The following is a 23,396-nucleotide window of genomic DNA, read 5'->3' as shown; positions in this document are numbered from 1 at the left end:
CCCTGTTGCGATGCGGTGCTGCTGGCTCATTGCATCTGGATGTTGCCGCGCTTCACGACCGCACGCCACTTGAGCAGATCCGCTGACAGTACGGACGCCACCCGCTCCGGCGTACCTCCGAGCGGGCTGGCACCCATCTCCGTGAAGACCTTCACGGTTTCCGGGTCCGCCACGACGTTGTTGATCGCGACATTCATCTTGCGCACGATGTCGTTCGGCGTTCCTTTCGGCGCCAGGACTGCGAACCACGTGGACGACAGCAACGAAGGAAAGCCAAGTTCGGTCGTGGTCGGTACCTCGGGCAGCGCTGGCGATCGTCGGCTGGACATGATCGCCAGCGCCCTGACCTTGTTCGACTTCACCTGGCTGACGATGCCGGGGACCAGCTGAAACATGGCCTGGATATCATTGGCTAGCAGGTTCGTAGTCGCGGTACCCGGCGCACTGTACGGAACGTGCGTCATCTCCACCCCGGTCTCGCGATCGAACAGCTCGCCGGCAAGGTGCATGGAACTGCCGTTGCCGGAGCTACCGTAGTTCAATTCCCCCTTGTGTGATTTGGCGTAGGCGATGAAGTCCTGCAGCGACTTCACGGGCAGCGTGCTGTTCACGACCAGAATATTGGGCACGTCCGCAATCAGGGCCACTGGCTCGAAGCTCGTTTGCGGATTGAACGGAAGATTCCGGTACAGGCTGGGATTGACTGCGAGCGTGCCGGCCCAGGAGAGCAGGAACGTGTATCCGTTCGGAGCCGACGCCGCCGCCACGCCGGCGCCGATATTGCCGTTGGCGCCGCCGCGGTTGTCCACGATCACCGCCGTACCCAATTCTTTCTTGAGGCGCTGCGCCAGGACGCGTGCAATCGTGTCGCCGGTCCCGCTTCCACCGGGCGCCGGGACGATCAGCATGATGGGTTTGGATGGCTCCGGCCACGTGTCGGCAGCACTGACCTGACTGGCGGGGAGCAGGGCCGCTACAGCGCTCATCCTGATGATGTGCTTCAGCATCTTCTTCTCCGTGAAATAGCCTGGCGGTGCAGGCGTCAATGCATCGATTGCTTAAGCCGCTTGCGCTTCCGTATTCCGCGCAGCGTCCAGTACCGCCTGAATGGCTGCATCGGAAGTCTCCACCGGCAGCACGCAGCCGGGTCCGATGATGAGTTTGCGTCCATCGGTCTGAGCCACGGCATCCTGCACTTCATCGGCGATCGCATTACGTCCCCCATGCAGCAGCGTGTGGTGTTCATTGAGCCCGCCTACAAGCACACCGGGAAAATGGCGCCGCGCGCGGCTCAGATCGGGGTCGGTCAGCCGGTCATGCCAGTTGAACAGCTCGACAGGGTAGTCCGATAGCAGGCCGAACATGATGTCGTCGCCGTGGGCGTGCAGCATGTTTACGCGGCAACGGCCGCGAATGGCATCGAGGATCTCCAGGTCATACTGCTTGCCGAACTGCTCGTACTCGGCCGTCGTCAACAGGCGATGCGATGCCAATTGCGTGGCAAAGAAGATGCCGTGTGCGCCCACGCTCAGCGCCTCGATACAGAAATCGATGGTGACGTCCGTAATGATCCGCAAGGCTGCGTGGAGTGCCGCCGGATGGCACCGGATGTCCGTAAACAGGCGCTCGGTCGCAAGCTTGCGCGCGGTAGTGAGCGGGCTGAAAACCGTCTGAAGGATTGGCACCGTCCCGCCAAGACTGCGTGCCGTCTGCCCGAGCGCGATGTTCTGTTGCCCGTAAGCGCCGAGTCGCTGATCGATCCAGCGGATCCTTTCCCAGTCTTCGGTTCGCCTGACCACGGGATCGGTCACGACGCGTGCGCCATTTGCTGCGCCGGCATAGGCGGTCTTCGCGCCCCAGTCTTCCACGCCATACGTGCCGGGCGGCATGAATTTGAGCAGGTCGAACTGCCATTTCCGTTGCCACGCCAGCGTCAGGGCTGTCAGCTTGCCGGCGTCCATATCGTCCACCGGAAAATGGCGCCAGAGCGCAACCGGCACGCGGTCGGCAGGCTCTCCACGCAAGGTCGCCTCAAGGCGACGCCAATGGTCCATCGGTTTCATTGCGTGTCTCCCTTATGCGATTGTCGTCTCGGCGACCGGCAACACGTGGTTGATCCCGTTGGACATCCGTGACGTGGCGACGCCATAGACGTGCACGGAGATGGCGGTGCGGGCCTCACTGTTTCCGACCCGATGGATCAGATGCAGGCCAGCCGTGCCGGAGCTTCCCTCGCCAACGTTCCGGCAAGCACTGCCAGCAGGCACCGCTGCCGCGCCTTGCGCGTCGTAGTCGAAGTACTCCTCCAGCAATGCCCCTTCGACGACGGAGAGCGCGCACCACGTGTGATGTGCGTGGACCGGACTGTGTTGTCCCTGCCTCCAGACCAGCGCCGCGATGGTGTACCGGTCCGCCGCATCGCTGTGCAGGACATGGCGCACATAGCCCTGTTCGTTCGGCTTGCACATGGCCTCCGGCAACCAGTTTCCCGACGGGAATGCGTCGCGAATCATCCGCTGGATAACGCGAGGATCAAAGCACGCCTCGGAAGCCAGAAGCGCGTCGATAGCGCTGGCGAGGGTGGCGATTCGCGATGAGGGGTCTTCGATGGCTTTCTTCATACTTGTCTTCCCGTATTTGTGTTTTGCAAAGGCTCGAGCAGAATGGCGCCTGAGCGAACTTTGGCGTTATCACGGGGTTCTGACAAACGAGTTGTTCCAATACCAGGGTTTGAGAAATGCAAAAGCTGATGCATTGCAGCATCATGGATCTGAGGCTTCTCGTTGCCGTGGCCGACGCGGGGAACATGTCGAAAGGCGGCGCCGTCTGCTTTCTCGCGCCATCGACCGCGAGCCTGCGCATCAAGCATCTGGAGGCGATCGTGGGCACGCGGCTGTTCCGGCGCGAGGCGCGCGGCGTGTCCCTGACCCGGGCGGGACAGATCATGGTGGACCACAGCCGGCGCTGCCTGACCGAGATCGAGCAGATGCAGGCAAGCCTGACCCCATTCTCGGAAGACGTGCATGCGCAGCTGGTTCTCTATGCCAACAGCAGCGCCATTGCATCGTTCCTGCCCGGCGACCTGCAGGGCTTCCTGCAGTCCCATCCGAAGGCAAGAATCACGCTGGAAGAACACCTGAGCCGCGACGTGCTGGTCGCCGTCGTGGAAGGGCGCGCGGATATCGGCATCCTGACCAAGGACGAGCCGCACCCGGACCTGGTCTACTTCCCGTACCACGAAGACGAAATCGTCCTGCTCCTGGCGGAAACGCAGCCGTGGACCAAAACCGAGCCCGTCGCATTCCTGGACTGCCTGTCCTTCCCCTTCGTCAGCCAGCAGAACGGCTCCGCTATTCACTCCTTCCTGCTAGCCAAGGCCAGCGAGCAGGGCAGACGCGTCGACGTGCGGATCCAGGTAGCCGGATTCGCCGCGGTGGCCTCCATGGTGCGATCGGGAGTCGGGGTAGCGATCGTGCCGCGCTCGGCCCTGGCGGCGATCAATGTGGAAGGCCTGCGCGTCGTGGCGCTCAGCGACGCCTGGGCCAGGCGGACGCTCAGCCTGTGTGTGCGGCGAGATGTGCTGGGATCGAGAAACTATGTCACCGCTCTTGTAGATGTCCTGAGGCAAAGCGGCGATCAAGCCGGGGTGGCTGATTCCGCCTGAAGGTGTTCCCACATGGCATGCGCGTTGTGCATCGCCGAGCAAAGTTCGGAACCGCGGCCCACGCGCTTTTGCCCTTTTGTCGCTCGGACAAAAGGAGGTCGCCGGCTACGCCGGCGAAACAGCAGCGCATGCCAAGAACCAACTACCCCAAAACCCTCAAAACAACGTATACCCCCCATCAATCACAAACGTATCCCCCGTGTGATACCCCGATGCCGAACTCATCAGATACACCGCAATCCCGGCAAAGTCAGCCCCCTCCCCCCACCTGCGCATAGGCACCCGCTTCCCAACCATTTCCTGGAACGTGGCATTGGCCTGCGCATTGCTGGTCATCTCCGTCTTGATCCACCCCGGCAGCACGGAGTGCGCGCGGATCCCATGCCGCGCATACTCGACCGACAGCGCGCGCATCATGGAAATCAATCCACCCTTGGTGGCCGCGTAGTGCTCGTTGCGTGCAGCGCCCTCGATAGCGGCGACAGAAGCCGTCCCGACCAGCACACCCCCATCGCCCTGCGCCAGCAACTGCCGCGCCGCCGCGCGCAGCGTAAAAAATGCCCCATCCAGATTGACCCGCATCACCCGATGCCAATCGTCCGTACCCATTTCTTCGAAGCGCGTACCACGCGCCGAGACACCGGCATTGGCGAAGCAGCCATCCAGGCGACCCAGCGCCGCAAGCGTCCCATCCATGGCCGCAGCCACGGAAGACTCGTTGCTCACATCGCAGATCGCGGTATGCACCTTGCGCCCATATTGCGCGAGCCGCTCGGCGGCGGCTGCGTTTTTCTGCGTATTGGTGCCCCAGATCGCGATATCGGCGCCGGCCTGGGCCAGGCCTTCGGCCATGCCAAGGCCGATGCCGCCGTTGCCGCCGGTAATCAGCGCCACTTTGCCGGTAAGGTCGAAGGGGGTGAAAGGCATGATCTGTCTCCTTTGAGGATGGATGAGCCGGCCCTTGTGCTCGGGCGGATCAGATCATGCTAAGAGGCCGCATAGTCGGCGGGCATCGTCGGATGCGACGAAACCCGCCCTGGGCCGGAGAGGCTTAACCGGGGATCATTCCCGGCAGCAGATACGCCTGTACCACGGTGATGATGCCGACGATCACCGCGAACAGCAGGCTGTGCTTGACGGTGAAGCGGAACAGTTCGGACTCCTTGCCGACGAGCCCCGTCGCCGCGCAGGCCACCGCGATCGATTGCGGCGAGATCATCTTGGCCGTCACGCCGCCCGTGGTGTTGGCGGCGACCAGCAGCGTGTCCGACACGCCGATCTGATGCGCCGTAGTGTTCTGCAGCGAACAGAACAGCGCGTTCGACGACGTGTCCGAACCCGTCAGGAAGACGCCGAGCCAGCCGAGGAACGGCGAGAAGAACGGGAATGCGGCGCCCGTACCGGCCAGCAGCAGCGCCAGCGTGGACGACATGCCCGAGTAGTTGGCCACGAACGCAAACGCCAGCACCAGTCCGATCGACAGGATCGGGCGGCCCAATTCCACCAGCGTTTCGCCGAACGTGGTCACCAGGTCGCGCGGCTTCATGCGCAGCAGCACGGCCGAGATCAGCGCAGTCAGCAGGATGGCGGTGCCAACGGCGGACAGCAGGTCGAGCTTGAGCACAGCTTCGTACGGCTTGGGCGAAGCGACGATCGGCGCGGCCTTGAGGACCAGCTGGTCCAGCCCCGGCACCTTGAACTTCAGCACCGTACCGGCCAGCGCACCGTTACCGGCGAACAGCGCCTTGAACGGCTGCAGGCTCCATACCGTGACGATAGCCGTCAGGATGCCGAACGGCGCCCACGCACGGATTGTCTGCGCCGTGGTGTACGGCGACTTGCGATTGCCGCCGTTCTGCACGCCGTTGCTGAAGCCGCCGCCGCCGAATGCCGACATCGCCATGGCGCCGCCCCCAACGCTGCCGCCAGCGCGTTGCGACGCGCTGCGCGGCTGCCACACCTTCAGGAAGGCCGCCAGCGACACCAGGCTGACCAGGGCCGAGGTAATGTCCGGCAACTCGGGCCCGATATGGTTCGACGTGAAGTACTGCGTCACGGCAAAGCTGCCGCCCGTCACCAGCGCGGCTGGCCACGTCTCGCGCACGCCCTTGGCGCCGTCCATCATGAACACGAGCCAGAACGGCACCATCAGCGACAGCAGCGGAAGCTGGCGCCCGGCCATCGCGCCGATGTGCATGGCGTCGATGCCCGTCACCTGCCCGGCGACGATGATGGGAATGCCCATCGCACCGAAGGCCACCGGCGCGGTGTTGGCGATCAGGCAAAGGCCTGCCGCGTAGAGCGGATTGAAGCCAAGGCCCACCAGCAGCGCAGCGGTAATGGCCACCGGCGCACCGAAGCCCGCCGCACCTTCCAGGAACGCGCCAAAGGCGAAGCCGATCAGCAGCATCTGCAGGCGCTGGTCATCGGTGATCGACAGCACCGACGCGCGGATGACGTCGAACTGGCCGGTCTTGACCACGATCTTGTAGAGGAACACCGCTGTCACGATGATCCATGCGATCGGCCACAGCCCGTAGGCAAAGCCGAAACCCGCTGCAGCAAGCGCCTGCTGCGCCGGCATGCCGTACGCAAAGACCGCCACGGCCAGCGAAAGCAACAGCGTTCCCGCCGCCGCGACATGGCCTTTCAGGCGCAACACGGCCAGCGCGATGAAGAAGAACAGGATGGGGATGGCTGCCGCCAGTGAGGACAGCCAGAGGCTGCCCAGCGGCATATAGATTTGGGTCCAGGGTTGCACGCTCGTCTCCTACTTCAATGGTGTTTCGGGAAATCCTTGTTGTTGTTGGCGCCACGCGGCCGTGTCCGTCGCGACGATGTTCTTTTTTTCTCCCGCGAGCGGGAGACGGGGGAACCAGGCGGACTCCTACTCCGGCTGGCCTTTATCCTTGAGCAAATCCGACAAGCTCCGCTTCGCCGGCGTCAGTGGCGTCCGGTGCTGCGTCCATCCCATCTGCTTCGCCGGCGTCAGCGCACGCATCCGCGTAGCCGCCCAGCGGAACATGCGATAAGCCTTCGGATGCGAGAACGCGCCGCTCCAGAAGCGCCAGATCAGATGCTCGCCACGGCTGTACTTGGCCCCCTGGCCACGCAGCGGATGCTCGACCTGCTCGTCGGGATTGCGGTTGGCTTCGGTACGCAGACGCACCAGCAATTGCGGAATCGGAATGCGCACGGGGCACACTTCCCCGCACGCACCGCACAGACTCGACGCCGTAGCGAGATCGGCCGTCGCCTCCAGCCCCAGCAGATGCGGCGAGATGATCTTGCCGATGGGCCCCGGATACGTCGTGCCATAAGCGTGGCCGCCGATCCGGGTATAAACCGGGCAATGGTTCATGCAGGCTCCGCAACGGATGCACTGCAGCGTCGCGCGCAACTGCGCATCGGCATAGGCCTGCGTGCGCCCGTTGTCGAGCAGCACCAGATGCACCTCGCGCGGCCCATCGCGCTCGCCCTCACGGCGCGGGCCCGAGATCAGGTTGAAGTAGGTCGTGATGGGCTGCCCCGTGGCCGAGCGCGTCAGAAGGCTCGACAGCGGCACGATATGCTCCAGCCGCGCCACCACCTTCTCCATCCCCATGATGGCGATATGCACGTCCGGCACCGTCGTCGACAGCCGTCCGTTGCCCTCGTTCTCCACGAGCCACAGCGTGCCCGTGTCCGCCGCGGCGAAGTTCACGCCGGACAGCCCGATATCGGCCTCGACGAACGCCTGGCGCAACGCGCGGCGGCCGGTCTGGATCAGCGCGTCGACGTCCTCGGTATAGGGCGTGTCGGGGATATGCTGCTCGAACAGCGTGGCGATGTCGCCCTTGGTCTTGTGGATCGCCGGCATGACGATGTGCGAGGGCTTCTCGCCGGCAAGCTGGACGATGTACTCGCCCATGTCCGACTCGATGCAATCCACGCCGCGCTCGGCGAGGTAATGGTTCAGCTCGATTTCCTCGCTGGCCATCGACTTGCCCTTGATCACTCGCTTCGCCTGCTTCGATTCGGCGATGCGATGGATGATCGCGTTGGCCTCCTCGGCGGTCTCGGCCCAGTGCACCTGCACGCCGGCAGCGGTCAAGTTGCTTTCGAGCTGCACGAGGAGGTCGGGCAAATTGGCCAGCGCGTGCTGGCGGATCGCCTCGCCAATATCGCGCAGATGCTCCAGCTCATCGCTATCCGGAAACTGCGACCGGCGCTTGCCCTGCAGAAAATCCATCGCGCCGCGGAAGCTCTGGCGCAGCTTGGGATCGTCGAGCGCCTCGCGGGCGCGCGCCTTGAAGTCCTGTGTCGGGACGAAGTGCAGCGTGGTCTCGCTCATGCCGGGCTCCCTGCGTGGCTGTCATCGACGATCACGACCCAGAGCTGGCGCGGACCGTGCGCGCCGTAAGCCAGGGTTTGCTGGATATCGGAGGTCTTCGACGGGCCCGAGACCATCACGAGATTGGTTGGCATGCCGTCGCGCCAGCGCTCGGTGTGCGCTGCTGAATGCAGGTCCGGATGCAGCGTGGATGCGTAGACCAGCGCCACATGCAGCGGCGGCACCAGCGACACCGTGCGCGGCGAGGACGTATCCGGCGCCAGGATCAGCGTGCCTGTGGCTGCAATGCCGGAGCGCGCGACGGTGAAGCCGGCATCGACGGTGTCGAACAGTTCCGCCTTCCATTGCTCGATAGGGCGGTCGAAGCCGATGGCTTCGATGTGCTGCGGCAACGCTTGCTTCAGTGCTGCACCTGCGGCTTGCGAGGGGGCCAGCAACAGCCGCCGTACGCCGGCCTGTGCGAGCTTGTCCGCGAGCAGGGCAGGCCATGCCGAGGTGGTGGTGCGCCAAACCTCGGCGTGCGAGGCTTCGAGCGCGGCCTGCATCGATGCAACACGTTCGTCCAGTGTGGGTGCGGTGGATTGCCGGCCAGCGTAGTGCGCGTCGATGCGGTTATCGATTTCCGCCGTGGTCGTAGCCACCGTGGCCGGCGCGGCAGCACGCAGCCGGCCCAGCATGCGTTCGCGCGCAGTGAGGGCGTTCATGCTGCACCTCCCGTACGGCGCCACAGGAAACTGGCAAGGTGTTCGACCTGCAGCGACGCGCCGTCATGCGTGGCGGTGTGGCCGATATTGAGCAGACAGCCGCAATCGGCGGAAACCAGGCGGTCGCAGCCCGTGGCGCAGGCGGAGGCGACCTTGTCGCGCACCATCGCGCCGGAGATGTCTGGGTGCTTGAGCGAGAACGTGCCGCCAAAGCCGCAGCACTCCGATTCGCGTTCATGTTCCACGCGTGTCACGCCGGGCAGCGCGTCGACCAGCGCCACGCCGTGCTGGCGCGTACCCATTTCTCGACGCGCCCCGCACGAGGTATGCAGCACGATGCGCTCGTCAGCCTGACGGCCCGACAGTGCCTCGCTGAAGTCCAGTCTGAGCACGTTCAGCAGAAACTCGCCCAGTTCGTAGATGCGTTCTGCCAGTTCGCGCGCCTTGGGGCCGGAGACAGGGTCATCGGCAAACAGCTGCGGCCAGTGGTGCCGCATCATGCCGGCGCAGGAGCCGGACGGAACGATGACCGGCCACGGTTCGCTGAACAGGTCGAGCTGCGCGCGCGCAACGTCGCGTGCCTGCTCCGGATTGCCGCTGCTGTACGCCGGTTGTCCGCAGCAGCTTTGCGCGCGCGGAAAGTGCACGGTCAGGCCTTCGCGCTCGAGCAGCCGCACGGCGTCGAACCCGGCCTGGGGCACGAACAGGTCGACCAGGCAGGTCGCAAACAGGTAGACCTGCGTCGGGGCAGTGGTGGGGTATTGCCTGTCCTTCATGTCTCGCTCCGCATCGCGCTGGAATCGCACGTTCGGGCGCATAATTCCCGCTTCCGCGCTACAGTACAAATTGGTTGGACCAATTCAAGCGGACATCACATTGGCATGACGGGGATCGGCAAGGGGAGAGGAATGGCAACGCAGACGCAATCGCACGGACGGGGCAGGGGACGCGTCGAAGCGGTAATGCGGCAAATCGAAACCGCCTTGCTGGATGGCACCTGGCCCGCGGGCGCGCGCTTGCCGGCCGAGCGCGATTTGGCAGAGCAATACGACGTGGCCCGCAATACCGTGCGCGAAGCCATTCAGCGTCTGGCCGCACGCGGGTTGCTGCAAAGCCGGCGCGGCGCCGGGGTCTACGTGACCGACCAGTTGAGATCAGGCATCGCCTCGCCATGGGGCCAGCTCGTGGCCGACCATCCGGCGCTGCGTGACGACATCCTCGAATTCCGCCGCGTGCTGGAAGGCGCCACGGCCTACTTCGCCGCACTGCGTGGCGACGATGAAGACCGCAAGCGCATCCGCGGCCTGATGGCTGAACTTGAACGTGCGCGCATGGTTGACGACAAACAGGCCGAGGCAGAGGCCGACACGCGCCTGCACGACGCCATCGCGCAGGCCTCGCACAACACCATGTTCCTGCACCTGCATACCAGCGTCATCAGCATGCTGCGCGAACACATCACCATCAGCGGCACCGGCCTGCGCGAAGAGGGCGAGGCCACGTCGGCGCTCTTGCTGCTGCAGCACCGTACCGTGTGCGACGCTATCTGCGCGCGCCGCCCGGAAGAAGCGCGCACGGCGATGCAGACGCATATCGATTTCGTGCGGACGTGGGTGGAGAACGGGGGCGGGGCGGACAGGAGCGTGGACTAGCGCGCGGCCATGGCAGGGGTCACGCGGCTCCGTCTTGGATCAAACCAGCCCGGCAGTAGACAACTCTCGCTTGAGATACGCATAGAAGATCGGCCCCGCAATCACGCCCGGAATGCCGTATAGCGTTTCCATCAGCAGCATCACGATCAGCAACTCCCAGGCTGCCGCCTGGATGCGCGCGCCGATGATGCGCGCGTTCAGGAAATACTCGAGCTTGTGGATCACCACGAGATAGAACAGCGACGCCACCGCAATCGGCAGCGACACCGCCAGTGACGACACCACGATGGCCGCGTTGGAGATCAGGTTGCCCAGTACCGGCAGCAGCCCGGCCACGAAAGTGATGACCACCAGCGTCTTCGACAACGGCAGGTGAACGCCAAACAGCGGCATCACCACCAGCAGGTAGATCGCCGTCAGCATCGTATTGATGGTCGAAATCTGGATCTGCGCGAAGATGAACTGCGCAAAGGCCTGTTGCAGTGCGCGCGCGCGCATCACCAGCGCGGTCGCCAGCGGCCGGCGGTTGGGGCGGGACACGGCGCGGTAGAGCGCCACCATGGCGCCGATGACCATGCCGATGATGATATGCAGCAGCGTGCGCAGAACCTCGGCGCCCAGCTTCTGCGCCATCTGCGCGTGTTCACGAAGCCAGTGGATCAGGGTGTTGGCAAGTTCTTCCACCGTGGTCGGCAAGGCGCCGCTGACCCAGTCGGGCAACTGGCCGCGGGACTGGTCGATGATGTCGGCGATATGGTTGAGCAGGGCGTCCAGCGTGCCCTCGCCGCTGACGAACCGGACCAGTGCCCAAATTCCCAGCGACAGCGCCAGCAGGATCACGAAGGAGAGGATGGCGACCGCGACGGCATCGTGCCGATGGTTCAGGCCCTTCAGGCGCGGGGCCAGGACGTCTACGAGCGAATACAGCAGCAGGCCGGACAAAAAGGCGGCGACGAGATTGGCCTGGAGCACCGTCCACAGCGCGAGAACAGTGAGAAGGTAGGAGGCGCCGACCACGGTGAACCAGGCTGCCGGGAGCAGGCGGGGGGTGGGTGGCGGGGGTTGATGGGGCATCTGGGGCTCCGGCGTGGATGAGTGCCTCGGCAGCTTTGTGGGCAGGATGAATGCGCCAAAGGCTGCGAGCGTGCTGGAGGTCGATTTTCGGGGTTGAGGTGCGGCCAGGCAAGCACTTCGAAACGTGCGAACAGGCATTTGTGATCGCATTGCCGGCCCAGTCGTCGGCAAAGGCTGCCACGTCCTCGGCAAGTTCGGGAACTTCGCGCCGGAAGCCCGTCGGCAAGACGCCATTGTGACAGCGGCCATCGGGCTGACCGCCTACTGGTTCTCGATCCACTGAATAGCGAAACGGATCAACGCCTTTCCGCTATGAATGTCCAGCTTCTCTTTGATGTTCGCCTGGTGCGCCTCGACGGTCTTGATACTCCGGTTCAGTTTCCTCGCGATCTCGCGGGTGCCAAAACCGAGTCCGATCAGGTGGAGGACCTCGAATTCCCGTTCGGAGAGGCTCGCCACCGAACCGGCCGTGACGTTCCTGGAAGCCGTCAGGGCCCGGGCGAGTCTGCCATGCATGGCCGCGCTCAGATAGATATTCCCTGCGAGTACCTCCTGGATGGCGCTCATGATATGTTCCGTGGCCTCGAGCTTCATCAGATATCCGTTTGCTCCGGCCCGCAGTGCGCGTTCGGCAAACAAGGATTCGTCATGCATGCTGAGGACAAGGATCGCGAGTTCCGGGTGGTGTTGCCGAAGTGTTCTGACAAGATCCAGGCCTGAGTCCTTATGCAGGCTGAGATCCACGATTGCCATGTCAGGCTCGCAGACCATCTCCTGCAACGCTTCTTCAGCACTGCTGGCCGTACAACAAACCTGAAGTTCCTCGTGCATATTCAGCAGGTGGGCCAGGCCCTCGCGGACGATGGGGTGGTCATCCACGATCAGGACCCTGGCCGGGCGGCCCGGGCTGCTGCTACATGATTTCCCTGGCATGGCCGGGACCTTGCGCGACTGGATAGCTGATGATAACCGTGGTTCCGCCCGTGGCGTTGCGGGTCACCGCGCATGCACCACCGAGCAGGCTCGCACGGTGACGCAGGTTGTAAAATCCGAGTCCCGACGTATGCCCCATCTGTGCCGGATCCATCCCCACGCCGTCGTCGCTGACGGAAAGCCTCTGCACGCCGGCTTCGAACTCCAGATCGATCCAGATGTGCTGGCCATGACTGTATTTCAGCGCGTTATTGACGGCTTCCTGTGCGGCCCGGTAAAGGTTGATCTGCACTGGCGAATCCATCTGTCCCACCTCTGACCCGATGCGAAGCCGGCAGTCTATGCCGTTCAGCGTGCCGGTAGTCTGCGCCAGGGTTTCCAGGGCGGCGGAAAGACCGCCAGATTCCAGGGCGATCGGATCCAGGCCATGGGCGATCTTGCGAGCCATCAGGGACGCCTGCCTGACCAGCTCGACGATCGTTGCCGCGTCAGCGGCAGCCGGATGGCGATGCTTCTGCAGTTCCTGGCTGAGCGAGGCGCAATAGAAGCCCAGGCTGGTAAGGTGTTGCCCAAGGCCATCATGGAGTTCCCGGCCGATAAGCCTCTGCTGACGATCGCCGATCCGGATCAGTTCCGCTTCCAGTTGGCGACGCCTCGCCATCTCTTGCTTCAGCTCGGTATTCGCCTGCTGCAGATCCTGGGTTCGCTCTTGCACGCGGCGCTCCAGTTCGGCCTGGGATGCCAGCAGGATCCCGTGGATGCGCCTTTCCTGCGCACGCGCAGCCGCAAGCAGCAAGCCGGTGATTGCGACGACATTGGCGAAAGCACACCATCTCACGAGGCTGTCCACAGGATGGTCGGAAGCAAACGGCCCGGTACCCTGAGTGGTACCCCAGATGGCCATGATCGAGACCATCAGGGTCGAGAGGCTGGCGCCCGGATGATCGAAGCGCAGCGCTGCCCAGACGACAAAGGGAAAAATCGCCAGGGCCGCAGGATAGTAGCCATGCCCGGCAAGCTGGGGCGCGCCGAAAATCAGATAACTTGCCGAAAGGGTTGCCACCGCCAGTGCGCATGCTTCCACGGCTTGCGGTGCGGAGCCGAGAGCGCTGCGATACGTGAACAGGGTGAGCAATGGCGGCGCCACTACCAGCACTCCCATCATGTCACCGAGCCACCATTCGAGCATCGCGCGTCCGTACTGGCTGCCTGCCAGCAGCCCACCGCCTCTCAGTACGGTCGCACCGACCAGGGCGCTTACTGCCGTGCTGAATATCGCAGCCACGATCAGGAAAGCCAGCACATCCCTGATGCGGTCCAAGGCGATATGGAACCGGGCCGCGCGCGTCAACAACCATGTGGCTGCCAAAGCCGCAGCCGTTGCGCCAAGACCGATCACCACCGCGATATGCAGAGGTACGCCCACCGACACATTGGCCAGCACGGAACCGATGGCAATGCCCGGCGCGACAACGTAGCCCATTGTGAGCAGCGCCGCGAGTGCGATTCCGCTGGAAGGCCACACCAGCGACACTGCGCCGCCCACGACGGCGTACGTGAGCCCCAGCTTTGCACCGGCGAAATACGTCAGTCCGACAGCTCCGGTCTGCACGAGGATGCTGAGCCTCGACTTGTGCGGAAAGCTGACCATTTTTCACCCCGAATTCTTGGGACAGGCTTTGGCACGTCACTTTTTTTGCTAGCCAAAATGACAATACTACTGGAAGTGTCAAAGTCCAAAATTTTTATGGCACTTATGCGCTTATATTCCGAACATGTTCGAAAATGTGCTGCCGGACATTCAACGCGCATGCAGTTGCGCTGCGTGGTCCGAGCGACTGGATTGCTTTAATGCTTTTGCGTCACAGTTCGAATAGGGAAATCCACTAGCTACTTTTCGGACGCGCGCCTGATTCACCCACTACCTGGGGCGACATACATTTCAATCCAGAAAACAGAAAGCGGCTTCGTCAAACCGGAACGAAACTCATTCGGCCCGGAATTCTCAACCGAAGGAAATAGGGGGTGAAGCGATGTTGAAAGCACTCTTGCTGCTCATTGGAACGAGCGCGGCGCTTGGCGCCGGGGTGGCGCAGGCCGGTACCGGGCCACGAGACATCTACACGGACGGCAGCACTGTCATGGGGCCACGGGACCCATATGGCGACGGAAGCAAGAAATTTGATGTCTACGTGGATGGAACGAGAGTCGTGGACAGGCGAGACGTCTTCACCGACGGATCGCGTGTGGTGGACAAGCGGGATACTTTCACCGACGGCGCTTGAATCAGCCGCCACGATGGCAATTCTGGAGCGCCCTGTGCAAGGGCACCTCGTTACACACAACTCCTGGCGGCTGGTGCTCCGCAGAAAGTCGTTTACGGTCAATGACATAGCGGGTGGGGTTGTAAACTCTTTCGGATTGTCGTTCACTCTTGCATTTTGGGCGGCACATGCAGCGAGAGGCAACGAGTTGGGCGGCGGCAGAATTTAAGGACATTGACTTGGGCGACCAGCGCCTGAACAAGCGGGCGGTACTGCTAGCGGAGCGGCTCGCAGAGAAGCCGACGGCAAGCATACCCAGTGCATGCGGCGGCTGGGCGGAAACGGCTGCGGCGTACCGCTTCCTGGCTCAGGATGAACTGGACTGGCGCGATATTCTGGCGCCCCACTGGCAGAGTTCAGCCGAGCGGATGCGAGCTTGCGAAGTGGTGCTATGCATCCAAGACACCACGGAGCTGGACTTTAACGGCCAGGCCATCGCAGGCCTGGGACCGCTGTCGTATGAGGCGCAACGCGGGCTATATCTGCACCCGACTTACGCGGTAACGCCAGCGCGCGAACCGCTGGGCGTGCTTGACGCCTACATGTGGGCGCGCGAGCCCAAGGGTGCGGATGGCGTGCGCCCCGGCATCAAGGAAAGTACCCGCTGGACCGAAGGATATGAGCGGGTCGCCGAACAGGCGGCCGCACTGCCTGCCACGCGACTCGTCTATGTGGCTGACCGGGAGTCGGACATCATGGCGCTGATGGTCAAGGCAAAGGAGTTGGGCCACCCGGCGGATTGGCTACTGCGCTCGCAGCACAATCGCACCTTGCCTGGCGGCGGCAAGCTGTGGGACCAAGTGACTGCGGGTGAGCCAGTGGGCAGGATTCACTTTACGCTGGCAGCCCGTCAGGCTCAGCCGGCGCGCGCGGTACGGCAGCAGGTGTGGGCACAACGTGTCGCGTTGCCTGATGCTGCAGGCGGCGTGGTAAGTGCCACTTGCATCGTCGCCCGGGAGGTCGACCCGCCGGCCGGCGTCAAACCGATTGAATGGCGACTGCTGAGTAATCGCGAGGTGGACGACCTTGACGCGGCAGCACAGCTTATTGACTGGTACCGCGCGCGCTGGGAAGTGGAACTATTCTTTCACGTGCTCAAGAACGGCTGTCGGGTCGAGGCGTTGCAACTCGCATCGATGGCACGGCTTGAGCGTGCCTTGGCGCTGTTCATGGTGGTGGCATGGCGCATCGCTCGGTTGATGCGACTGGGCCGAACTTGCCCGGACTTGGATGCAGGGCTGTTGTTCGAGCGCGATGAATGGCGCGCGGCATTCATTCTTAACAAGAAGAAGCCGCCGAAGACGTCACCGCGTCTGAATGAGGTCGTGCGCTTGGTCGCTATGCTCGGCGGCTTCCTGGCGCGCAAAGGCGACGGCGAACCCGGAGTCAAGACTATCTGGCAAGGCCTGCAGCGAGCGGTGGATTTCGCCGCAGGCCTCAGGTACGCCCGTGAACTTGACGACTGAGATGTGTGTAATCAAATGGTGCAAGGGTCCTACAGACGAGGCCATCAAGGCTTAAAACCAGCAACGACCCCGAGCAGCGCCTCGGGGTCGTTTATTTTGGACGCCGGGCGAAGAGCCGGGTCCACCATTGCACACGAAATGATGCCGAATTCGACAGATCCTCACTGATCAATCGAGCGACCTCAGTTATATTAAAAACTCACATTCCGGCGCGCTCGGATTTACGCGAATGCATGGCTGGAGCCAGAATATATATTAAATAAATATCCTGCCAAAACGTTGCCGGATGCCGGCAACAGGATAGCCAGGCAAGGCATGCTTTGGCGTAGTCACCAGGGGCCGTGAGATTATCGCTGGTCGGCCACGTGTCCTTGCTTCATAATCGCGAGCATCGACAATGGAAGGAGACCTCATGAGAGCGATTCTGATGATCCTGGCCGGCTGCTCGCTACTGTTAAGCGGCTGCGTGGTGGCGCCGCCTTACGAAGAGCACGGCGGCGGCCCTGGCTGTCCGCCAGGGCAGGCAAAGAAAGGGAACTGCCGCGTCGACCAGTACGGTAATGAATCGTTCTGTCCGCCAGGCAAGGCCAAGAAAGGCCAATGCTGAGGCGCGACGGCGTCAGACATGCCCCAGTAACTGCAACGATGGACTGAACTCCGCCTCGGCAAGCGCGCAGTCATCGGCCGCAAGCAAATGACGCCGCCCCTTTTCGGGGGCGGCCGTGTTCCGGGTGGGCGCGGGGCGCGCGACATTCGATGCCGGAAGTTGCATTAGCCTCGCGCCTTCATCGAACGCCTTAACCGTGGTGCTCGTCGTGGTGCTCGTCGTGGTGATCGTAGTGCTGATTATCGTAATGATGATTATGGTGGTGATGATGACGATTCCACTCGTCGCGGGCCCACCAGCGGCGACCATCCCAATAGCGGTCGCCATGCCAGCCGACGACTACGCGCGGCTCGGCCACGACCACGGGTGCGGGCTGCGGGGCGGGCTGGACGTAGACAGGGCCACCTTCGACATAGTCACGCGCCAGCGTGGCTGTCGAGGCCGCTGTGGCGAGCAGGCCAACGGCGAGGCAAGTTGCGTAGCGTAGGGACATGATTTACCTCTTTGAAAGTCGTACCAGATACCTTCAATCTACTGCGGCGAACATGCGCGGTGGCTGCTGCGCAGGCTGAAAGGCTTGTCCGTTCTTGTCCCACATCGGAAGTAGCCAGTGGTGCTGCTGGTGCGCGGCGCTCACTTTGCCCACTCACCCGTTCGAGCGCATGACTTCTGCCGCACGCGTACGCGGCTACATCGCCTCCGCAGGCAACACACTCCAGCCAGACGCACCGCTCGACGTCGTTCTGCGCAGGCTGCTGAGGACGCCGTTCTCGTCAAACTCGAACAGCACGGTCGACGACCGGACTTCGCCACCGGCAAAGAGCGGACCAATGAACGGGATGAAGCTTTCAGGGTGCGGCCTGGAAGTCGCGAATGAATAGATCAGGACGGTGGATCCGCTCTTCATCGTGACCTGGGAGGTTGGTGTCCCGAGCTGTGTGGTGACATCGTCGATGGTGGAGAAACCGGGCAGGAAGTTAGACATCTGCTCGGGTCTGACGTCGACGCCGGTCGATGCGCAGGCGGCCAACATGATGCAAAGCACGATCGGTGCGTGTCTGGGCCACATGTTGTCAATGCCACACTTTCCGTGCCGTGACGGAGAAACAAGGGCCATGACGCCTGTCGGCCCCGTTTATCAAGGATATAACGTTTAGCCGCCGACCATCATCCTGACGGCTCAGTTCAATCTTTGTCGTCCCCTGCATTTCTCGTACGCCTCAGCCGCCCCTTACTCCAGTGGCAGTTCCTTTCGTATTGCGAGTTCCGCAAAGCCGGAGCGAGCGTCGTACTCGCGCGAGAAACGATGTTCAGGAAGAATCGCCAGCAGTATCTCGGCGGTCGTGCGGACCAGGCAACCATGTGCCACGTGGCCACCGAACACCCGACCGCGTGAATCGGCGACCGACATGTGAAGGTGCGCGCCATCCGCCGACAGTGTCCCCGCGAGCGTCAGTATTTCCAGATCGTCGCGCAGTTCGGCGGGACTCTCGTTTCCGGCGAATCGCAACCGGGCGACGCTGAGACTGCCGATACCCTGCATCACGAATGCCGCCGATACTTGGCGCTGGCGCACCATGTCTTCCAGTGCGCCACGCAGATCATCGCCGGGACAGAGGCGCAACGGATGTGCTCGCATTGTGGTTTCCAGGTGGAAGGTTCGATGACCGGAACATGACGGAAAAGTGCAGGCCGCGCTCCTGTTGCGGGCAGCGCCGAGTGCTGTCTGGCGCCTTTGCCGCATCCGGCGTCTGGCGCCTAGACTGGAGCTTGTACGGACCGGGTCGCCTCACCCATCTTAGGTCACGTAAGCGGCACCGGAAGGTGACGAATCGACTCATGCGGCATCGTCGGTGCTTTCGCGATTCGATATGGAGCCAATAACATGAAATATCCGTTCATCGTCGCTATCACCACTGCCGCGCTCGCCGGCTGCGTCACATCTCCCTACACCCCACCCCCAACGCAAGACACGCGCGCCATCGGCGAAAGCAAGCTGGCGCCCAAGGACGCCGCCCAGTGTATCGGCCAGAAGTGGGCGCAAAGTACCCAGCAGCAAGTGTGGATGCAATACATGCTGGCCAATGACCAGGCCTTCGATGTTTATGTTCCGGGGCAACAGCCGCCAAGCGGCTCCGCTGCCGTCGTGCGCAAGTCGCCCACGGGAGCCGGCTCATGGCTGGGGTTCCGTGGGGCTGACAGTGGTGCCGCGGGTGCGATCAGCCAGTGCCAGTGATGCACGGCTACAATTTCGAGTCGTCTTCAAGACTTGATCCGCGCATGGACAACGTGCCCATGCGCACTGCCGGAGGAGATATTGAACAGGAAATGGATGGCCGCAGCGATCGCCGTGATCGCGATTGGTGCAGCCACAAGCTACGCGAGCCCCTATTGGACCATCTACCAGATGCGCTCCGCCATCGAAACGCATGACGCGGAGAAGTTCTCGCGATACGCTGACTATCCCGCGCTGCGCGAAAACCTGAAGGGCCAGCTCCAGTCTTCGCTCAAGGGCCAGATGCAATCGCCGGCGTTGAAGGACAACCCGTTTGCCGGACTCGGGCAGATGATCGGCCTCGCCATGGTGAACACGATCGTGGATACCATGGTGTCGCCGGCCGGTGTCATGGCGCTGATGGCCGGCGAGAAGCCGGCAACCGGGAGCCCGGCACCGCAATCGCCGGCGCCCGCACCCGCACCGGAAGCGCCCCGCAAGGAAGCGGCAAAGGACGCCTTGAAGTACGACGTGTCGTATCGAAGCTGGACACTGGTTCAGGCGACGGCCACGAAGGACAACGGCGACCAAGTCGTTGCCGATCTGCGGCGCGACGGGCTTTGGTCGTGGAAATGGGCCGGCATCAAGATTCCCGATCTGGCGAAGCCATAGCAGGTCGAATCCTCCATCGCGGCGCAAGCCAGCGAGGTCCTGAAAGCGCGCAGGCCTGTTTACCTCATCAGCGGGCCCCCGCCGGCGCCGGCGGCGCACAGCACTGCTGCGCATCGATCTTGCGATTGCGGCAGGCAGGCAACCCCGGCGGATTCTTGCACAACAGTGCGTTGGCAGGCCGTGCATACCTGAACTGCTGGTCGATCATGCATAGCTCGGCCGCGGCAATGTCGTTGAGCAGCATGGTGTGGATGGGCTCGATCACCGTGGTGTAGCCGCATGCCAGCATGGCGTGCTTGACGCCTTCGGTATCGGTGCCAGGACGGCTCCAGTAGGTGTACGCCGGGGCCCGCGGCGGGCGGCTATCTAGCCGTGCAGGGTCGATGTCAGGATCCGAGCCGAACGTCTTGCCACGCGGCACATTGGCGCAGGCCGGCAGCTCCGGCATGTCGGCGCAGAGAATCCGGCGGTCCTGATAAACGAAGCGCTTGTCGATCATGCACAACTGCGCACGAGCGTAGTCATTGTTCGTCATCACGGTACCGTCGACATAGGCGGAATCGGCAAAGCCGCAATCGAGCATGGCACTGCGTACGCCTTGCTCGCTGACGCCTGCCTTGGCCCAAAGCTTGTATGCCGGCGGGGACGGCTGGAACGGTCGCGTGGTGCAGGCTGCTGTCAGGCTAAGTAAAACGGTGGCCAGCGCGGCGCTGCGCCGCAGGCGTGCATGGCGGTGAGCAAAGGCGTTCGACATATCGGTGGGCGACAGCGTCCTGCGGCAGGACTGGCGTACCAGCGTTTGGAGCCGCGTGAACGTCGGCTGGCGGCCGGGAGTCGCATCGCGGAAAGGGTGCCACTTTAATGCAATGTGCACCGCTTGTCGGAAAAAGAACTCGGGATCAACCCCGGTGCGGCACCGCTTCGGCCGCCAGCGCCGCGCATTCATGTCCGAACAGCCGGTTCTGGATGTCGCTGTTCAGCATTCCCTCCGCATGCACACGCTGCAAGATGTCGACCAGTGCCCCGACACCGGCTTTGGGCGTCCATTGTTCGCGAACGGCACAGACAATGCCGGCCGTGGTGGCGGTTTCAAGGCCCTGCAGAACCGCAAAGCGCGACTGGAAGTAATCTGTCCTCGTGATGGCCTGGTCGACAAAGCCCATCGCATCCGTGTTTTCGATGACTTTGCATTGCAGTGAGAAGTTTTCGATCCTGTGGAACCGGACTGCCTCGGCCTGACCGTAGATCTGGCTGAGAATCGGGTACAGCGACAGATCCCAGAGCTGGCCCGGAAGGACCATGTCGTACCGGGCGATATCGGACGCCACCGGCGCCTCCAGCTCCAGCAGCGGATGCCCGCGCCGCACGAATATCGATGCCGAGATCGTAGCGATGTATTCGAGTTTGAAGCGGGCCTTGTCCCCGAACGCCGACTCGAGTCCGATGGCAACATCGACGTCGCCCTGGTCAAGAAGTTGCACGCCGCGTTCTTTCGTTCCTGACGTAATGTCCAGCAGCAGCCGCGGATGACGCTGCACCAGCACCTCGAGCGGCTTTGCCAGCATCCACTCGAACGTCGTCGGAAAGATCCCGATGCGCAGGCTCCCGCTGAACGGGTCGGTGCGCAGCGCCCCGCTCAGCAGTTCATCGGTATCCGCAATCAGCCGTGAGGCGCGCTCCAGGAACGCGCGCCCTTCGCTGGTCGGCACTACGCCGCGCGAGGTGCGGATGAAAATAGGGAAGCCGAGGCGCCGCTCCAGCTCCGCGACGCTTTTGGTGACGGCCGACTGGGTCACATTGACCGCTTCCGCTGCCTTCGAGAAGGAGCCGAACCTGCCAACGGCGACGGCCTGCTTCAGACGAGCATCCATTTGCAACCTCTCCCATGCTGGCCGGACTTCAATGATTGGTGATTTTGCCACGGACGCGGTGAACAGCCCTGTCAACCGGATCCGTGCGAGGCAGGGCCGGCGCGCCGCCGCCCGTTCTGGCGAGGTATGACTTTGAGGAATACGGCGGAAAAAGTTGAATTGGACAGTGCCGACGCGCGGGTGCGAGCATAAAAAGCCAAACGACACGCATGGTCCCCGCACGGGGGCCAGTCGCGCAGAAAGAAGGAGACAACAAGATGGACAACTACGACGCCATTGTGGTGGGAGCCGGATTCTCCGGCCTGTATATGCTGCATCGCCTGCGTGAAGCGGGCCTGTCGGCACGGGTCTACGAGGCCGGCGACAACGTCGGCGGCGTCTGGTACTGGAACCGCTATCCGGGCGCCAGGTGCGATGTCGAGAGCATCTACTACAACTTTACGTTCTCGAAGGAGTTACTCGCCGAGTGGACCTGGACGAGCCGGTATGCCGAACAGCCCGAGATCCTTGCCTACCTGAACCACGTGGCGGACCGTTTCGATCTGCGCCGCGACATCGAGTTCAGCACGCGCGTCGTCTCGGCACACTTCGACGCCAGCGCCGGCAAGTGGCGGGTGCAGACTGACGATGGCCGCGTGGCCACGGCCAAGTATTTCATCTCGGGCGTGGGTTGCCTGTCCACATCGAGCACACCGCGCTTCAAGGGCCTGGACAGCTTCCGAGGCGAGCAGTACCACACGGGAACGTGGCCGCATGAGCCGGTCAGCTTCGCCGGCAAGCGGGTCGGCGTGATCGGCACCGGTTCGAGCGGCATTCAGGCCATCCCGCAGATCGCCGCGCAGGCCACGCACCTGTTCGTGTTTCAGCGTACCGCGCAATACAGCACGCCAGCGGCCAACCGGCCCTATGACAGCGAATACGTGGCGCAGGTCAAAGCGAACTATCCCGCGCTCAGGCAGCAGGTCCTGAAGTCCTGGGGCGGCACGACGACGCGGCCGCGCCCGGATCGATCGACGTTCGAGGATACCGAAGCCCAGCGCCAGCAGCGCTATGAGGCGGCCTGGACCGAAGGCGGCTGGATGCATGGCCTGTACAAGGATCTCGTCACCGACGCGAGCGCCAACGAGACCGTGTGCGAATTCATCCGCGACAAGATCCGCACGGTCGTGAAGGATCCGGAAATCGCCGCAAAGCTCACGCCGACCTATCTGTACGGCGTGAAGCGCCCGGTCATGGATACCGGCTACTTCGAAACCTACAACCGCGACAACGTGACGCTGGTCGACGTGAAGGCCGCGCCCATCGTCGAATTCACGCCGACGGGCCTGCGTACCGCCGACGCCGAGTATCCGCTCGACGTCATCGTCTTCGCCACCGGCTACGACGCCATGACGGGCGCACTGTTCCGGATCGACATCCGCGGCAAGGACGGCATGACGCTGCGCGAGAAGTGGGCGGAAGGCGAGCGCATCCAGACCTATCTGGGCCTGGCGACCGCCGGCTTCCCGAACATGTTCATGATCACCGGCCCGGAAAGCCCGTCGGTGCTGTCCAACATGGTGTGGTCAATCGAACAGCACGTCGAGTGGATCGATGCGTGCATTCGCCAGATGGAGCAGAACGGTACCGCTGTCATCGAAGCGAAGCCGCAGGCCGAAGCGGCATGGAGCCGGCACTGCCATGAAGTCGCCGATGCCACACTCTTCCCAAAGGGCGAATCCTGGTACAACGGCTCGAACGTCGAAGGCAAGAAGATGAGCTTCCCGATCTACCTGGCGGGCATCAGCGTCTATCGCGAGCTGTGCGCTCGCGTGGCGGCGAACGGGTACGACGGCTTCCTGCAGGCGTAAGCCGGGCCACAACAACTACGACGGAGACAAG

Annotated in this window: 24 protein-coding genes; 8 read left to right on the top strand and 16 right to left on the bottom strand. The window is 63.1% G+C overall.

Annotation, left to right across the window (positions count from 1 at the left end; genetic code table 11):
• Nucleotides 1–26: 26 nt before the first annotated feature.
• From ACIGJG_RS21585 to ACIGJG_RS21575, 3 genes are read right to left on the bottom strand one after another with little or no spacing between them, the layout of a single operon-like run.
• Nucleotides 27–1,007: a Bug family tripartite tricarboxylate transporter substrate binding protein gene (locus ACIGJG_RS21585; protein ID WP_483673900.1), complete on the bottom strand. Its 981-nt coding sequence runs from the start codon at nucleotides 1,005–1,007 to the stop codon at nucleotides 27–29.
• Between the two features lie 51 nt (nucleotides 1,008–1,058).
• The gene (locus tag ACIGJG_RS21580) at nucleotides 1,059–2,063 is read right to left on the bottom strand and encodes a uroporphyrinogen decarboxylase family protein (protein ID WP_011301549.1); all 1,005 of its coding nucleotides are present in this window, start codon (nucleotides 2,061–2,063) and stop codon (nucleotides 1,059–1,061) included.
• A 12-nt stretch (nucleotides 2,064–2,075) separates the two neighbouring features.
• Nucleotides 2,076–2,621 carry a cysteine dioxygenase family protein gene (locus ACIGJG_RS21575; protein WP_011301550.1) on the bottom strand — a complete coding sequence of 182 codons (546 nt, stop codon included), beginning with the start codon at nucleotides 2,619–2,621 and terminating at the stop codon, nucleotides 2,076–2,078.
• 143 nt (nucleotides 2,622–2,764) lie between these two features.
• Between ACIGJG_RS21575 and ACIGJG_RS21570 the strand changes: the two genes are divergently transcribed.
• Nucleotides 2,765–3,664: a LysR family transcriptional regulator gene (locus tag ACIGJG_RS21570; protein WP_235679846.1), complete on the top strand. Its 900-nt coding sequence runs from the start codon at nucleotides 2,765–2,767 to the stop codon at nucleotides 3,662–3,664.
• 156 nt (nucleotides 3,665–3,820) lie between these two features.
• Here the strand turns inward: ACIGJG_RS21570 and ACIGJG_RS21565 are convergent, their stop codons facing one another.
• From ACIGJG_RS21565 to ACIGJG_RS21545, 5 genes are all read right to left on the bottom strand, one after another.
• Entirely contained in the window at nucleotides 3,821–4,591 is a 771-nt protein-coding gene (locus ACIGJG_RS21565; RefSeq protein ID WP_011301552.1) for an SDR family NAD(P)-dependent oxidoreductase, read from the bottom strand.
• A gap of 124 nt (nucleotides 4,592–4,715) precedes the next feature.
• Nucleotides 4,716–6,425, bottom strand: a complete 1,710-nt coding sequence (locus ACIGJG_RS21560) for a lactate permease LctP family transporter (protein ID WP_011301553.1) — start codon at nucleotides 6,423–6,425, stop codon at nucleotides 4,716–4,718.
• A 126-nt stretch (nucleotides 6,426–6,551) separates the two neighbouring features.
• Nucleotides 6,552–7,997 (bottom strand): LutB/LldF family L-lactate oxidation iron-sulfur protein, encoded by a 1,446-nt coding sequence (locus ACIGJG_RS21555; protein WP_483673898.1) that lies wholly within the window; start codon nucleotides 7,995–7,997, stop codon nucleotides 6,552–6,554.
• Nucleotides 7,994–8,701, bottom strand: a complete 708-nt coding sequence (locus ACIGJG_RS21550) for a LutC/YkgG family protein (protein ID WP_140951763.1) — start codon at nucleotides 8,699–8,701, stop codon at nucleotides 7,994–7,996. Before ACIGJG_RS21550 ends, ACIGJG_RS21555 begins: the two co-directional genes overlap by 4 nt.
• The gene (locus tag ACIGJG_RS21545; RefSeq protein ID WP_483673897.1) at nucleotides 8,698–9,477 is read right to left on the bottom strand and encodes a (Fe-S)-binding protein; all 780 of its coding nucleotides are present in this window, start codon (nucleotides 9,475–9,477) and stop codon (nucleotides 8,698–8,700) included. The genes ACIGJG_RS21550 and ACIGJG_RS21545 overlap by 4 nt, the downstream gene beginning before the upstream one ends.
• A 132-nt stretch (nucleotides 9,478–9,609) precedes the next feature.
• Between ACIGJG_RS21545 and ACIGJG_RS21540 the strand changes: the two genes are divergently transcribed.
• Complete coding sequence (locus ACIGJG_RS21540) at nucleotides 9,610–10,353, top strand: FadR/GntR family transcriptional regulator (protein WP_181184502.1); 744 nt, start codon at nucleotides 9,610–9,612, stop codon at nucleotides 10,351–10,353.
• Nucleotides 10,354–10,392: 39 nt separating this feature from the next.
• On the opposite strand, the gene ACIGJG_RS21535 is transcribed toward ACIGJG_RS21540, so the two are convergent.
• From ACIGJG_RS21535 to ACIGJG_RS21525, 3 genes are all read right to left on the bottom strand, one after another.
• Nucleotides 10,393–11,427: an AI-2E family transporter gene (locus ACIGJG_RS21535; RefSeq protein WP_011301558.1), complete on the bottom strand. Its 1,035-nt coding sequence runs from the start codon at nucleotides 11,425–11,427 to the stop codon at nucleotides 10,393–10,395.
• A gap of 261 nt (nucleotides 11,428–11,688) precedes the next feature.
• Complete coding sequence (locus ACIGJG_RS21530) at nucleotides 11,689–12,306, bottom strand: response regulator (RefSeq protein ID WP_235679848.1); 618 nt, start codon at nucleotides 12,304–12,306, stop codon at nucleotides 11,689–11,691.
• Nucleotides 12,307–12,340: 34 nt separating this feature from the next.
• The gene (locus ACIGJG_RS21525; RefSeq protein ID WP_011301560.1) at nucleotides 12,341–14,011 is read right to left on the bottom strand and encodes an MASE1 domain-containing protein; all 1,671 of its coding nucleotides are present in this window, start codon (nucleotides 14,009–14,011) and stop codon (nucleotides 12,341–12,343) included.
• A 382-nt stretch (nucleotides 14,012–14,393) separates the two neighbouring features.
• Between ACIGJG_RS21525 and ACIGJG_RS21520 the strand changes: the two genes are divergently transcribed.
• From ACIGJG_RS21520 to ACIGJG_RS21510, 3 genes are all read left to right on the top strand, one after another.
• Nucleotides 14,394–14,645: a hypothetical protein gene (locus tag ACIGJG_RS21520; protein WP_011301561.1), complete on the top strand. Its 252-nt coding sequence runs from the start codon at nucleotides 14,394–14,396 to the stop codon at nucleotides 14,643–14,645.
• 167 nt (nucleotides 14,646–14,812) lie between these two features.
• Nucleotides 14,813–16,150 (top strand): IS4 family transposase, encoded by a 1,338-nt coding sequence (locus tag ACIGJG_RS21515; RefSeq protein WP_483673424.1) that lies wholly within the window; start codon nucleotides 14,813–14,815, stop codon nucleotides 16,148–16,150.
• Between the two features lie 412 nt (nucleotides 16,151–16,562).
• Complete coding sequence (locus ACIGJG_RS21510) at nucleotides 16,563–16,757, top strand: hypothetical protein (protein ID WP_041680329.1); 195 nt, start codon at nucleotides 16,563–16,565, stop codon at nucleotides 16,755–16,757.
• Nucleotides 16,758–16,947: 190 nt separating this feature from the next.
• Here ACIGJG_RS21510 and ACIGJG_RS21505 read toward each other — a convergent pair whose 3' ends face one another.
• From ACIGJG_RS21505 to ACIGJG_RS21495, 3 genes are all read right to left on the bottom strand, one after another.
• Nucleotides 16,948–17,253: a hypothetical protein gene (locus tag ACIGJG_RS21505; protein WP_084791980.1), complete on the bottom strand. Its 306-nt coding sequence runs from the start codon at nucleotides 17,251–17,253 to the stop codon at nucleotides 16,948–16,950.
• Nucleotides 17,254–17,445: 192 nt separating this feature from the next.
• Nucleotides 17,446–17,826, bottom strand: a complete 381-nt coding sequence (locus ACIGJG_RS21500) for a hypothetical protein (protein WP_041680330.1) — start codon at nucleotides 17,824–17,826, stop codon at nucleotides 17,446–17,448.
• Nucleotides 17,827–17,988: 162 nt separating this feature from the next.
• Nucleotides 17,989–18,396 carry a PPC domain-containing DNA-binding protein gene (locus tag ACIGJG_RS21495; protein ID WP_011301564.1) on the bottom strand — a complete coding sequence of 136 codons (408 nt, stop codon included), beginning with the start codon at nucleotides 18,394–18,396 and terminating at the stop codon, nucleotides 17,989–17,991.
• 246 nt (nucleotides 18,397–18,642) lie between these two features.
• Here ACIGJG_RS21495 and ACIGJG_RS21490 point away from each other — a divergent pair, with 246 nt between their 5' ends.
• Together ACIGJG_RS21490 and ACIGJG_RS21485 are read left to right on the top strand one after the other, a co-directional pair.
• Entirely contained in the window at nucleotides 18,643–18,993 is a 351-nt protein-coding gene (locus ACIGJG_RS21490; protein ID WP_011301565.1) for a hypothetical protein, read from the top strand.
• A gap of 96 nt (nucleotides 18,994–19,089) precedes the next feature.
• Entirely contained in the window at nucleotides 19,090–19,644 is a 555-nt protein-coding gene (locus ACIGJG_RS21485) for a DUF2939 domain-containing protein (protein ID WP_011301566.1), read from the top strand.
• A gap of 67 nt (nucleotides 19,645–19,711) precedes the next feature.
• Here the strand turns inward: ACIGJG_RS21485 and ACIGJG_RS21480 are convergent, their stop codons facing one another.
• Together ACIGJG_RS21480 and ACIGJG_RS21475 are read right to left on the bottom strand one after the other, a co-directional pair.
• Nucleotides 19,712–20,518 (bottom strand): hypothetical protein, encoded by an 807-nt coding sequence (locus tag ACIGJG_RS21480; RefSeq protein WP_483673896.1) that lies wholly within the window; start codon nucleotides 20,516–20,518, stop codon nucleotides 19,712–19,714.
• A gap of 25 nt (nucleotides 20,519–20,543) precedes the next feature.
• Nucleotides 20,544–21,515, bottom strand: a complete 972-nt coding sequence (locus ACIGJG_RS21475; RefSeq protein WP_011301568.1) for a LysR family transcriptional regulator — start codon at nucleotides 21,513–21,515, stop codon at nucleotides 20,544–20,546.
• A 257-nt stretch (nucleotides 21,516–21,772) separates the two neighbouring features.
• Here ACIGJG_RS21475 and ACIGJG_RS21470 point away from each other — a divergent pair, with 257 nt between their 5' ends.
• Nucleotides 21,773–23,365 (top strand): flavin-containing monooxygenase, encoded by a 1,593-nt coding sequence (locus tag ACIGJG_RS21470; protein ID WP_483673895.1) that lies wholly within the window; start codon nucleotides 21,773–21,775, stop codon nucleotides 23,363–23,365.
• Nucleotides 23,366–23,396: the final 31 nt, after the last annotated feature.

It is taken from the genome of Cupriavidus sp. C1SS-2L (assembly GCF_057073735.1).
This window is presented reverse-complemented; position numbering and strand designations above follow the sequence as displayed.